Source organism: Streptomyces sp. NPDC053076 (assembly GCF_044546845.1).
In the GTDB taxonomy this organism is placed as follows: Bacteria; Actinomycetota; Actinomycetes; order Streptomycetales; family Streptomycetaceae; genus Streptomyces.
Window position 1 is genome coordinate 14201 of record NZ_JBITZL010000009.1, and the last position, 12511, is coordinate 26711.

At 70.7% G+C, this 12511-nt stretch carries 10 protein-coding genes; 6 read left to right on the forward strand and 4 right to left on the reverse strand.

Translation table 11 applies throughout. From position 1 onward, the window contains the following. Positions 1-45: 45 nt before the first annotated feature. Entirely contained in the window at positions 46-1056 is a 1011-nt protein-coding gene (locus ACIGYR_RS30905) for an ArsR family transcriptional regulator (RefSeq protein WP_399606319.1), read from the forward strand. Beyond that, positions 1043-1549 (forward strand): glutathione peroxidase, encoded by a 507-nt coding sequence (locus tag ACIGYR_RS30910; protein WP_399606317.1) that lies wholly within the window; start codon positions 1043-1045, stop codon positions 1547-1549. Before ACIGYR_RS30905 ends, ACIGYR_RS30910 begins: the two co-directional genes overlap by 14 nt. A 108-nt stretch (positions 1550-1657) precedes the next feature. Here the strand turns inward: ACIGYR_RS30910 and ACIGYR_RS30915 are convergent, their stop codons facing one another. The 3 genes from ACIGYR_RS30915 to ACIGYR_RS30925 all read right to left on the reverse strand — a co-directional run bounded on the left by ACIGYR_RS30915 (position 1658) and on the right by ACIGYR_RS30925 (position 3896). Beyond that, complete coding sequence (locus ACIGYR_RS30915) at positions 1658-1849, reverse strand: DUF397 domain-containing protein (protein ID WP_391846825.1); 192 nt, start codon at positions 1847-1849, stop codon at positions 1658-1660. A gap of 189 nt (positions 1850-2038) precedes the next feature. Further along, positions 2039-2914, reverse strand: coding sequence for a helix-turn-helix domain-containing protein (locus ACIGYR_RS30920; protein ID WP_399606315.1), 876 nt, complete (start codon positions 2912-2914; stop codon positions 2039-2041). Positions 2915-3143: 229 nt separating this feature from the next. Then, the gene (locus tag ACIGYR_RS30925) at positions 3144-3896 is read right to left on the reverse strand and encodes a GPP34 family phosphoprotein (RefSeq protein WP_391846821.1); all 753 of its coding nucleotides are present in this window, start codon (positions 3894-3896) and stop codon (positions 3144-3146) included. A 179-nt stretch (positions 3897-4075) separates the two neighbouring features. Between ACIGYR_RS30925 and ACIGYR_RS30930 the strand changes: the two genes are divergently transcribed. Beyond that, the gene (locus tag ACIGYR_RS30930) at positions 4076-6934 is read left to right on the forward strand and encodes a D-alanyl-D-alanine carboxypeptidase (RefSeq protein WP_399606313.1); all 2859 of its coding nucleotides are present in this window, start codon (positions 4076-4078) and stop codon (positions 6932-6934) included. 197 nt (positions 6935-7131) lie between these two features. Further along, positions 7132-9024, forward strand: a complete 1893-nt coding sequence (locus tag ACIGYR_RS30935) for an MFS transporter (protein ID WP_391846817.1) — start codon at positions 7132-7134, stop codon at positions 9022-9024. Between the two features lie 67 nt (positions 9025-9091). Here the strand turns inward: ACIGYR_RS30935 and ACIGYR_RS30940 are convergent, their stop codons facing one another. Continuing rightward, positions 9092-9940 carry a hypothetical protein gene (locus tag ACIGYR_RS30940; RefSeq protein ID WP_399606310.1) on the reverse strand — a complete coding sequence of 283 codons (849 nt, stop codon included), beginning with the start codon at positions 9938-9940 and terminating at the stop codon, positions 9092-9094. Positions 9941-10020: 80 nt separating this feature from the next. On the opposite strand from ACIGYR_RS30940, the gene ACIGYR_RS30945 reads away from it, so the two are divergent. Both ACIGYR_RS30945 and ACIGYR_RS30950 read left to right on the forward strand, forming a co-directional pair. After that, positions 10021-10809 carry an SDR family oxidoreductase gene (locus tag ACIGYR_RS30945; RefSeq protein ID WP_399606307.1) on the forward strand — a complete coding sequence of 263 codons (789 nt, stop codon included), beginning with the start codon at positions 10021-10023 and terminating at the stop codon, positions 10807-10809. Positions 10810-10923: 114 nt separating this feature from the next. Then, a complete protein-coding gene (locus ACIGYR_RS30950) occupies positions 10924-12498 on the forward strand; it encodes a sodium:solute symporter family protein (RefSeq protein WP_399606381.1) in 1575 nt (524 codons plus the stop codon). The last annotated feature ends 13 nt before the right edge of the window (positions 12499-12511 follow it).

Sequence of the window (12511 nt, forward strand, 5' to 3'; positions counted from 1 at the left end):
TTTCGCGGTAGCGCGAAAGGTCGTCATGCCCTGGGGAGGGTTCCGGTGGGATGGTGGCAGCTCAACGCGGACACACTCGCCCGCAGCCGGTTCGTCGTCTCCCCGCTCGCCGAGACCTTCGCCTGTCTGAAGCTGTTGCACGCGGGCGAAGGCGCCCATCCCGGGGAACAGGAGTGGCTGCGGGCCCATCTGCCTGCCTACCGGGCATGGCTGGCGGCCGAGCCGGTGACGGCACAGCTGGTACGGGCCGGGCTCGGCCGGGAGTGGATCGCCGACTTCCTGACCCCGGCTCCCCGCGACGGCGAGGCGTTCGCTGACGAGGTCGCCCGGGTCCGCTCGGTGGCGCCCGAGGCGGCCCGCGCACATCTGCGCACCTCCCTCGCCGGTCCGCTCCCCGCCGGGCTGGACCGGGACGACCTGCCCGAGCGGGCGGCCGTGCTGCTGGAGCGGGTGTGGGAGGAGACCGTACGGCCCTACTGGGGGCGGCGCCGGCGGGTGCTGGAGGCGGACGTCATGGCGCGGACCGCGCAGGTGAGCCGGGGCGGCTGGGTGAGCGCGCTGGACTCGCTGCGGCCGGGGCGCACGCGATGGCTCGGCGAGAGCCGGCTCCAGATCAACCCGCGCGAGCTTCCGCCCCGCGAGATCTCCGGGGCCGAGCTGCTCTTCGTGCCGGTGACCCCGCAGCGGCACGGCTGGGTGGCCTGGGAGGAGGGCGAGCGGTACGCGGTGGTCTATCCGTGCGCCGGCGTCCTCGCCGACGTCGCCGGCCGGGCCGTCCCGGCGAGCCTCGGCGCATTGCTCGGGGCCGCCCGGGCCGGGGTGCTGGTCCTGCTCGGCTCGCCCATGAGCACCAGCCACCTGACCGCCGTGACCGGCCAGGGACTCGGCTCGGTGGGGCGTCATCTGAAGGTGCTGCGGGACGCGGGGCTGGTGGAGCGGCGACGGGCCGGGCGTTCCGTGCTGTACGCGCGGACGGCGGCCGGCGACGTCCTGGTCGAGGCCGGGCAGCGGGGCCGGCAGCGGGCGGGACTAGCATCCGGGCATGACGACTACTGAACACAACGGTTCTCCGCTGGACATCGAGATCGGGGCCCTCCAGGGCGGTCCCGCGAATCTGCCGCAGTTCGCGGGCAAGGCCGTGCTCATCGTGAACGTGGCCTCCAAGTGCGGCCTGACCCCGCAGTACTCCGGGCTGGAGAAGCTCCAGGAGCGTTACGCCGAGCAGGGCTTCACCGTGCTGGGCGTGCCCTGCAACCAGTTCCTCGGGCAGGAGCCCGGCTCCGCCGAGGAGATCGCCGAGTTCTGCTCGGCGACCTATGGCGTGAGTTTCCCGCTGACCGAGAAGGTGGAGGTGAACGGCGAGGACCGGCACCCGCTGTACGAGCGGCTCGTCGGCTTCGCCGACGCCGAGGGGCACACCGGGGACATCCGCTGGAACTTCGAGAAGTTCCTGATCGGCCGGGACGGCCGGGTCGTGGCCCGGTTCTCGCCGCAGACCGAGCCGGAGTCGGCCGAGGTCGTGGCCGCGATCGAGGGCCAGCTCGGCTGAGCGAGCCACGGAAAGCGGAGAGCCCTCTCGGCAAGGACGGCGACCGGTCGAGAGGGCTCTTCTGGTGATGCTTGTGCGCTTGTCTCTGCCAGGGTCAGAGGGAACCCCTCACGCCTTGACCGAGGTCACGAAGGCGTTCCACGCGCCGGCGGGGAAGGCCAGGATCGGGCCCTCGGGGGTCTTGGAGTCGCGGACGGCGAGCTCGGCGGCGGTGGGCGACTTGACCTCGACGCAGGCCCCGTTGCCCGCGGAATAGGAGGACTTCATCCACGTCTCCGAAGCGCCCTGAATCAGTGCCATGTCCACTCCTGTTGCGAGTTGCGGTAGTGCGGTTCACGCCAACCATGTCGTCTGATTGGCGTGATCGACGCTACCGGGCAACTGCCGCCGGTGGAGTAGCCGTTCACTCGACCGGATGGCATATTCCAGGTGAGCCTTCCACTGGAGCGGACCGGCAGTGTACGATCCGGCGCCTTCTGTGACCGCGACTCAGTCGGCGTACGCTTTGGCCACATCCGCGATGAATTGCCGGGATGCCTCCACATTGAGGGACTGTGCCCGCAGATGTTCGTACATCACGGCGTACTTCTGCACGTCCTGCGCCTTCTCCAGGTACAGGTCGCTGGTGACGCCCTCCAGGTACACCACGCTGGAGTCGGCCGCGTCGGCGAACTCCAGGATCGCGTACTGACCGTTGAGCCCCGGGTGCGCGCCCACCTCGAAGGGCAGCACCTGCACGGTGACGTGCGGCATCTGGGACATCTCGATCAGGTGCTCCAGCTGTTCCCGCATCACCAGTTTGCTGCCCACGACCCGGCGCAGCGCGGCCTCGTCCAGCACCACCCACAGCCGGAGCGGGTTGTGCTCGGCGGTGATACGTTCCTGTCGGCGCATCCGCACCTGCACACGCTTCTCGATCTCGGCCGTCGACGTCTCCGGCAGCGCACCCTGCACCAGCGCCTCGGCGTAGGCGCGGGTCTGCAACAGACCGGTCACCAGCTGGGGTTCGTACACCCGCAGCGACTCGGCGTCGGTCTCCAGGCCGATGTACACGCTGTACGGGATGTCCCCGAAGTACGGGATGTCCCCGAAGGTGTGCCACCACCCCTGCTGCCGCGAGTCCCGGGCCATCTCCATCAGCGAGTCCACGATCCGCTGGTCCTCGACCTCGTACACCCCGCACAGGTCGCGCACGTCGCGCTGACTGATGCTCCTCCGGCCGTTCTCCAGCCTGCTGATCTTCGACTGCGACACGAGCAGCCGCTCCGCCACCTCTTCGGCCGTCATGCCCTTGAGCTCGCGGAGTCTGCGCAACTCCTGGCCCAGCCGGCGCCGCCTGACGGTGGGATTGACATTGGACGCCACGGGACGTGCACCTCCGGCTGCCTGCCTGTTACTTAACACTTTGCGTATCTGCTGTTGAGCAGACTGCCACCAAGGTGCTTTCTACCGCTGGGAAACGACGGATATGCGGCGCTCGCCGAACTCCTGGACCTCGCACGCAGTCGAGCGGGGCGGTGAGACCACAAGCGTCTCACCGCCCCGCTCGGACCAGCGGCTCCCGAACCCGGTCGTGGGGACCGGGGTTTACGGCTCAGTGGGCCACGGCGCGTGCCATCGAGCCGTGATGCGGCTGCATCGGAACCCCCCGTGCGGGTTCCGCGGTGCGGACAGCGGGCGCGGCCTGGCGGCCGGCCGGGGCCGGGCCGCGGCGCGGCTGGGCGCCCGCACCGTTCTGCACGTCCATGACGGCGTGGGCGACGAGCCCGCCCATGGGGTCGTGCCGGATCAGATCCCGCAGCCGGGACCGGGACGAGCGTCCCTCGTTCCCCGGATACAGGTGCTTGCCGAGCCCGACGGCGTGCGCCAGGGCGGCGAGCGCCGCGGTCCGCGGGTCCGGCGGTACGCCGGTGCGGATCGCGGAATCCAGCCGGTTACGGATCTCCCGGCTGATGGCGGTGTCCGTCGCCTGATACCGCGTCGTCGGCAGCACCCCGCACATCTGGCCGGCTACGGCGGCGACCATGCCGCACCGCTCCAGATGCGAGAGATACGTCTGCCTGAGCCCCAGCCGGGGCCCGCCGATCCAATGGACGGCACGCACCGGAGCGCCACGCCTTCGCAGCAACTCCAACGCGCAGTCCAGAGTCGGATCTCCTGTCGGCCGTGGCACCACCACGGCGATACGATCCCCGTCTGGGGCTATCCGTCCGGCCAGCGCCAGCTCCACTAGCTGTGCACCGGCCAGACCGAGGTCGAGCGACTGCGGCTGTGCAGTGGTACCCGTGGCCGGGTCCAATGCCAGCAGCAGAAGCTCCTCCGGAAGTGTTCTGCGGCTCCTGCCCATCCATGCCTCCCCGCGTGGATGAATGACAGGGTGACCCCTCTCACATTGGTCTGTCGAGGGCGCGTGACCGGTTCGTGAGGGAACCGGTAGGTATGTCGTTCTCGTCTACCGCAGGGGCCAAGTCCTCACACAGGACACTGGTACATGGTTCGGACAGGGCGCGCGCGAGCGTGCGGCGCATGGAGGAGGCATCGGTGGCGGGCGAGTCCCCCGACAGGTCGAAGCAGCGCGAGTCGTCGGCGGAACCGACGTCGGGGAGCGCGGGTTCGGTTCCCGAGGCGCGCGATCCGCGTCTCGCGGTGTCCCGCGAAAAGGATTCCTCGGGCGGGGTCACGGACACGGCGACGAAAGTCCTGACGGTACGACCCGAAACCCCGGCCGAGCCGAGGAAGTCGGCCGAGCCCAGGAAGTCGGCCGAGCCGAAGGAACCGGCCGAGCCGAGGAAGTCGGCGGAGCCGAAGGAACCGGCCGAGCCCAGGAAGTCGGCGGAGCCGGAGAAGTCGGCCGACACCGAGGACTCCCCCACGCCCGGCGAGGACACCGCCCTGCGCGCGGCGGTATCGGCATGGGTCCGCGAGCCGGGAACCAACGCGACTGCAAAATCCGAGAAGGCCGAGGACAAGACGGAGGGGACCACGGGCACGAAGGCCGGCGCGGGCACGAAGGCCAAGACCACCACCTCCAAGACCGAAGCCGACGCGAGCGCCGAGGCCGACGCGGCGACGAAGAACAACGCGGGCGCCAACGGCAAGGCCGAAGCGGACGTGAAGACCGACGCTGACGCAAAGGCCGGCGCGGACGCCAAGGGCGACGCGGACGGCGCGAGCAAGACCGGTCCGGACGCCGAGGCCGACGCGGGCCCGAAGAGCAAGGCCGACGCGAGCGCGAAGAGCAAGGCCGACGCGAGCGCGAAGAGCAAGGCCGACGCGGGTGGCAAGAGCGACGCGGCGGCCAAGGCCGAGGCAGGCGCCAAGGGCGACTCGGACGTCAAGGGCAAGGCGGACGCGGACTCTGAGGTCGCGGCAGGCGTGAAGGCCGAGGCAGGGGCCGAGGCCGAGACGGGCGCCGAGCGCGACGCGGGAGCCAAGGCCGACGCGGGAGCCAAGCGCGGCTCGGGTGCCAAGGCCGACTCGGGTGCTGAGGCCGACGCGGGCGCCAAGGCCGACTCGGGCGCCAAGGCCGACTCGGGCGCCAAGCGCGACGCGGGCGCCAAGGCCGACTCGGGCGCCAAGGGCGGCTCGGGGGCTGAGGCTGGTGTAGGCGGTGACGGGCCCGTGGCCGCCGATGGCGCGGACGCCCCACAGGGGCCACCCGCAGGTGACGACGAGAGCCGCACGGGTGGTGCGGGTGGGAAGTCCGGCGCCGCCGAAGGCGAAGCCGAGGCGAAGGCCAGGCCGCAGGCCGAGCCGCAGGCGGGCCCCGTCGATCAGCCGACCACCGTCTTCAAGGCCGTGGCGCCCAAGAAGCCCGGCGTCGACCAGCCGACCACCATGCTCAAGCTCGGCGGCAAGCCCAAGTCCCCCGAGCCCGAGTCCGACTCCGAGCGCACCAGCAAGTTCGTCGCGCTGAAGGACGACATGCGCCCGGCCGGCAAGGCCACCGCCCCGGCCAAGGCTCCGGCCACCGCCCCGGCCAAGACCCCGGCTCCGGCCAAGGCCCCCGCTCCGGCCAAAACCCCGGCCACGGGCAAGACGCCGGCCCCGGACGCCACCACCCCCGTCCCCCAGGTCGGCCCGGAACGCACCACCCAGCAGCCGCTCCCGCCCAAGCCCCCGCTGGACCTGCTGGCGGAGCTGACGAACACGCCCCCGCCCCCGGAGACCCCGGTCCGCACGATCGTGCGCCGGGTCAAGATCTGGACCCCCCTGGTCCTGCTCCTGGCGGTCATCCTCGCGGTCGTGCAGACGTTCCGCCCGCTGCCGTCCCCCACCCTCGCGCTCACCGCGGAGGACAGCTACACCTTCGACGGCAGGACGAACCTGCCCTGGCCCGGCGAGGGTCAGGGCTGGATCGACGGTGACGGCATCGGCACGATGGGCAGCTTCGGCAAGCAGACGCCCGTGGCCATCGGCTCGGTCGCCAAGACCATGACGGCGTACATCATTCTCAAGGACCACCCGCTCAAGCCGGGGCAGGAGGGTCCGAAGATCGAGGTCGACCCGACGGCGGAGAAGGAGGGCGGCTACAACAAGGACGGCGAGTCCACGCTCAACACCGTCAAGGCCGGCAACCACCTCACCGAGAAGCAGGCGCTGTCGGCCGTGATCATCCCCTCCGCAAACAACATCGCGCGGCTCCTCGCGCGCTGGGACGCGGGCTCGGAGGCCGCGTTCGTCAAGAAGATGAACGCCACCGCCAAGCAGCTCGGGATGACCCACACCACGTACACCGATCCCTCGGGCCTGAAGGAGACCACCGTCTCCACCGCCGGGGACCAGGTGAAGCTCGGCCGCGCGTTCGTCAAGGTCCCGGCCCTGGTCGCCATAAGCAGCGCGGCCAGCTGGACCGACCCGTCCGGCAAGTTCTGGCCCAACTACAACGAGCTGCCGTTCCACATCGGCGCGATCGGCATCAAGACCGGCAGCACCACCAAGGCCGGCGGCAACCTGCTCTTCGCCTCCCGCAAGCAGGTCGGCGGGCAGACGGTCACGATCGTCGGCGCGATCCTCGGCCAGCACAAGCCGGACATCCTCAAGACGGCCAACGAGGTCAGCCAGACCGCGCTGCTCGCCGCCCAGTCCGCGCTGACCTCGGCGAAGATCCTGAAGAAGGGTGAGGTGGTCGGCTACGTCGACGACCAGCTCGGCGGTCACACCCCGGTCGTGATCACCAAGGACGTCACGGCGGTCGGCTGGGCGGGCCTGAAGGTGAAGCTGTCCTTCGTCTCCGGCACCGTGCCGCACAGCGCGAAGGCCGGCACCAAGGTCGGGTCACTCACCGTGGGTGACGGTACGGCGCGCTCGGTGAAGGTCCCGGTGGCCTTGCAGAAGGATCTCGCCGAGCCCGGTTTCGGCGCCAAGCTCACGCGTCTGGGCTGACCACGGGGCCCCGAGCCCGCCCGCGCACCCCGTCCACGGAGCCCCACCCGGGGGCCCCGTGGCGGGGTGCGTGCTAGCGTCACGAATCGGGGCAGGTCGCCGGTCTCGGGACGAGGCCGCGAACTGGACGGGAAGCGGCCGGGAACACTGCGGGAAGCGGCCGAGAACAGAAGACGGGACACGGGGAGTGCCTTCAGGTGGCCACTGCGGAGCCGACACGCGCCGACGACGCCGATCCGGGGCCGGGATCCGGCCCGCGAATACGTCTGTCCATGACCGACGTCGCGCCGAAGACGGCTGCCGGCGTACCGGTCGCCGTCACGACCGGTACGGCATCCGGTACGCACGGTGACGGCGGCGGGATGGGCCGCCCCGGGCGGCGCACCCGCCTGCTGACCGCCCTCGAACCGCTCCGGCAGCGGTTGCTGCGCCATCCCGCGCTGTCCATGACCGCGCTCTCGGGCGTGCTGCACATCATCTGGTTCTTCACGTTCGCCAACAGCGGTGGCGATCTGGCCGCGCAGGACGCCTGGGCGGAGTTCGTCGGGCGGCACCCGGACTCGGCGTACAACCTCGCCTGGTACGGGGGCATGCACCCGGTGTCGTACAGCGTGGTGTCGCCGTACCTGATGTCGGTCCTCGGTGTCCGGACGACGATGATGATCGCCGGGACGCTCTCGGCGGGCCTGCTGACGATGATCCTCATCCGCAGCCGGGCGGTGAAGAACCCGCTGTGGGTCGCGCTCGCCGGGATCTTCGCGCTGATATGCAACGCGATCTCCGGCCGGGTGACCTTCGGGCTCGGCATGATGTTCGCGCTCGGCGCGGTCGCGGCGGTGTTCTGCTGGCCGTACCGGTGGCGGTACAAACGCTGGGCGAAGGCCCTGGTCGCCGCCCCGCTGGCCGCGCTCGCGACGATGGCCTCCCCGGTCGCCGGGCTGTTCGTGGGCCTGGTCGCGGCCGCGCTGTTCCTGCAGAAGCGGCGGCCGGGCGCGTGGGCCCTGGGGCTCGCGCCGTCGGCGGTGGTCGCCGTGTCGGCCTGGCTGTTCCCCTTCTCCGGCACCCAGCCGATGGGGATCGGTTCGGTGGTCCTGCCGCTGCTGTACGGCCTGCTGTGCCTGTTCCTGGTGCCGAAGGAGTGGGTGACCGTCCGGCTGACGGCCGCCGTGTACAGCGTGGGTGTCGTCCTGGTGTGGCTGATCAGCTCGCAGATCGGGTCCAACATCTCCCGGCTGCCGATGCTCTTCGCGGGCGCGACCCTGATCGCCGCGCTGCCCTACACCGTGCCGAAGTCCCGCCAGTGGTACGTGACCGTGCTGGCCTTCCTCGGCTTCGTCGGCTGGATCGGCTTCAAGTCGGTGGACGACATCATCCACACCACGCCGGCCGCCTCCTGGGCGCGGGAACTCGCCCCGCTCGTCGACAAGCTCCAGAAGGCCGGAGCCGAGAAGGGCCGCGTCGAGGTGGTCCCGGCCCGCTCCCACCGCGAGGCGTCCGCGCTCGCGCCGTACGTCAACCTGGCCCGGGGCTGGAACCGGCAGGCCGACATGGAGCGCAACCCGCTCTTCTACGACGACACGCTCAACTCGGCGACCTACCACGAGTGGCTCCAGCGGTGGGCGGTGCACTACGTGGTGCTGCCCAAGGACAACGTGGACGGGGACGGCGGCGAGCGCGAGCTGCTGCAGCGCGGGATGCCGTATCTGAAGCAGGTCTGGGGCGACGCCAACTGGCAGCTGTTCCAGGTGACCGATCCGGCACCGCTCGCCGAGCCGAACGCGGTGGTGGACCGGGCGGAACAGGGCGAGATGACCTTGCAGGTGCGCAAGGCCGGGCGGATCCTGATCCGGATCCCGTACTCGCCGTGGCTGAGCGTCGTCGACGAGCACGGCAAGAGCGTGAAGCCGCCGCAGGCGTCCCCCGGCCCGCCGAAGACGTACCAGAACGTCAACGGGTGTCTGATGCAGACGCCGGAGGACGGGAACGGGGACAAGTGGACACTGCTGCTCGCTCCGCGGGCCGGGACGTATCACCTGGCCGCGCCGTACCAGCTGCCGCGCGGCACACCGTGCCCGGACGAGCTGAAGTGAGTTCGCCCGGCCGCCCGTCCCCCTGGCCGCAGGGGAGGCGGGCGTGCCGGGTCCCGAGCGGCCGGCGCTACCCGGTGCCGCGCAGCTCGGCCACGTAGGTGTCCGTGCCCGGGATCGTCGGGATGAACGGCGCCACCAGTTCCACCCTGCCCAGCCCCGAACCGGCGACGTCCGCGTCCAGACCCGTGAAGTGGTCCGCCCAGCACTCCCGCGGGTCCCGCTCCAGGAACCACAGCAGCGTGAGGCGGGTGTCCACGCCCTCGACCTGCTTGACGTAGGTCATGCGGTCGCCCGGCAGCGGTGTCGGCCGGAACACCGTGACCAGGGCGGACGGGGAGCCGGCGAGGCGGTGCGGCAGGTGCCGGGCGCGCAGCCACTCCAGCAGTTCCGCCCGCTGCTCCGGGGACTCGGCGTCGATCACCTCCAGCACCAGGCCCCGGTACGGGTGGTCGAGGGCATGGAAGTCGCGCGGTCCGGCCGCACCGTCCCGGTACACGGTCGTCTCGTGGTCCTGGAAGGCCGTGAAGACGTGGGTGCGGTCGTGGTGGACGCGGGCGTCCCGGTTGAGCCGCCGGTTGATGGCGACCGTCCATTTCATGTGGTCGGCGTAGCGGCCGGCGGTGATCCAGTAGGTGGAGAGGTAGCAGCCCGCGGTGACCGGCTGGGCGACAGCCGACTTCTCCGGGTGGCGCAGGAGTTGCAGCTCGCGGGTCGCGACCCAGCGGCGGCCCGCGTACATCCAGGGCATGGCCATCGCGCCGGCGTAGTAGTGGTCGTCCTCGTACCAGCGGTTGTAGGCGTACTCGTGGCCGGGGTGCGGTTCGACCATGGTGATCAGGGCGTGGCCGGGTCGGACACCGTACGGTCCGGCGGCGGCCAGCTCGGCGTACAGCTCGCTGCGGGTGTCCTCGCTCATGCGGTTCCCCTTCCGTCCTCCCGCGGACGCCCATACTCTGACGCTCCGTCAGATAGAACGCCATACCCCGGGAGGCCCCGATGCCCCTGCTCACCGGCAAGACCGTCATCGTCTCGGGCGTCGGGGCCGGGCTCGGCCACCAGGTGGCCGCGGCCGTCGTACGGGACGGCGGGAACGCGGTGCTGGGGGCGCGCACCGAGGCCAACCTCGCCAAGAGCGCGGCCGGGATCGATCCGGGCGGCACACGCACGGCCTACCGGGCGACCGACATCACCGACGAGGGGCAGTGCGAGGCGCTGGCGGCGCTGGCGCGGGAGCGGTTCGGCGCGATCGACGCCGTGGTGCAGGTGGCCGCCCGGGACTCGCACTTCGGCGGGCTGGAGGACGCCGACTTCACGACCTGGCAGTCGGTCGTGGACGTGAACCTGCTGGGGACGCTGCGGATGACCCGGGCGTGTCTGCCGGCGCTGAAGGCGGCCGGGGGCGGGTCGGTGGTGTTCATCGGGACGCAGTCGGCCGTGGCCGCGCCCTCGCAGGTGAGGCAGGCGGCGTACGCCGCGTCCAAGGGGGCGCTGACCAGCGCGATGTACTCCCTGGCGCGGGAGCTCGGGCCGTACCGGATCCGGGTCAACACCGTGCTGCCGGGCTGGATGTGGGGGCCGCCGGTGCAGGCGTACGTCCGGTTCAGCGCGCAGACGGAGGGGGTGCCGGAGGACGAGGTGCTGGCCCGCCTGAGCGAGCGGATGGCGCTGCCGGAGCTGGCCACCGACGCGGACGTGGCGGACGCGGCGGTGTTCCTCGCCTCGGACCGGGCGCGGGCGATCACCGGGCAGTCGCTGCTCGTGAACGCCGGGGAGCTGATGCGCTGAGCCCTACCGGTTGTTCATGTAGGTGAACTCAGATCACCACGGTGAACGATTTTACCGTGGCTTGACCTTACGCCTGCTTGTCGTGTTCACATGGCCGCACCCACGATCGAGCACATGAACAGTCTCGACTGGGCCGTGCTGATCGGCTACTTCGGAGTGATGGTCGCGATCGGCGTCTGGTCGCACAAGCGCGTGGACAACGTCTCCGACTTCTTCACGGCCGGGGGCAAGATGCCCTGGTGGCTCTCCGGCATCTCGCACCACATGTCGGGCTACAGCGCGGTGATGTTCACCGGGTACGCGGGCATCGCCTACACCTACGGCGTCACCTCCTTCATCACCTGGTCCTTCCCCATCGCGCTCGGCATCGCCATCGGGTCGAAGCTGTTCGCGCCACGCATCAACCGGCTGCGCTCCCGGCTCCACGTGGCCTCCCCGCTGGAGTACCTGAAGAACCGCTACAACCTGCCGACCCAGCAGGCGCTCGCCTGGTCCGGCATGCTGCTGAAGATCGTGGACGTGGGTGCCAAGTGGGCCGCGATCTCCACCCTGTTGTCGGTGTTCACCGGGGTCTCGCTGAACCAGGGCATCCTCATCACCGGCGCGATCACCGCCGTCTACTGCACGATCGGCGGCCTGTGGGCGGACGCACTGACCGAACTCGGGCAGTTCGTCATCCAGTTGCTGGCCGGCGTCTCCATGTTCGTCGCGGTCGTGGTGAAGCTGAGCGACAAGCACATCGGCTTCCTGGGCGCCTGGGACGAGCCCGCGCTGCACGGCCACGGCAAGCCGCTGGTCGGCCCGTACGGCACGGTGTTCCTGCTGGCGTTCCTCTTCATCAAGCTGTTCGAGTACAACGGCGGCATGCTCAACCAGGCCCAGCGTTACATGGCCACGGGCAGCGCCCACCAGGCCGAGCGCTCGGCCCGGCTGTCGGCGATCCTGTGGCTGGTCTGGCCGGTCGTCCTGTTCTTCCCGATGTGGATGTCCCCGCTGCTGGTCCACGCGCAGAAGCCGGACGGCTCCGACTCCTACGCCCTGATGACCGAACAGCTGCTGCCGCACGGGCTGCTGGGCCTGGTCATCGTCGGCTTCTTCTCCCACACCATGGCCATGTGCTCCTCCGACGCGAACGCCATCGCGGCGGTGTTCACCCGGGATGTGGCGCCGGTGCTGTCGGCCAGGGCACGGGCCTGGGGCGAGCGTTCGGGTCTCATCGCGGCCCGGGTCACCACGGTCGTCTTCCTCGGCCTGTCGATGGCGGTCGCGACCCAGGTCAACTCCCCCGCCTTCAAGGACATCATCACGGTCGTCATCAAGTGGGTGGCCGGCCTGATGGGCCCGATCGCGATCCCGATGATGCTCGGCCTGCTCCGCCCGTTCCGCCGCTCCGGCCCGACGGCGGCGCTCACCAGCTGGGCGGCGGGCCTGCTGGCCTTCTGGCTGGTCAACTACCCCATCAACTGGAACGTCGACGGTGGCGTCCCGCTCCAGTACCAGGTGTCGATCCCGCTCGTGGTCTCCCTGGTCCTGTACATCCTGATCGGCTACCTGAGGCCGGAGGACACGCCGGAACGCCTGGCCGTCATCGAGAAGGTCAACACGGACGGGGACGAGGGCGCTGCGCTGACTGTGCCGGTGCCCGCGGGGGCCGGGGACGATGTCGTCGGCGCCCCGGTGCGGGAGTGAGCGTGCGGGCAGG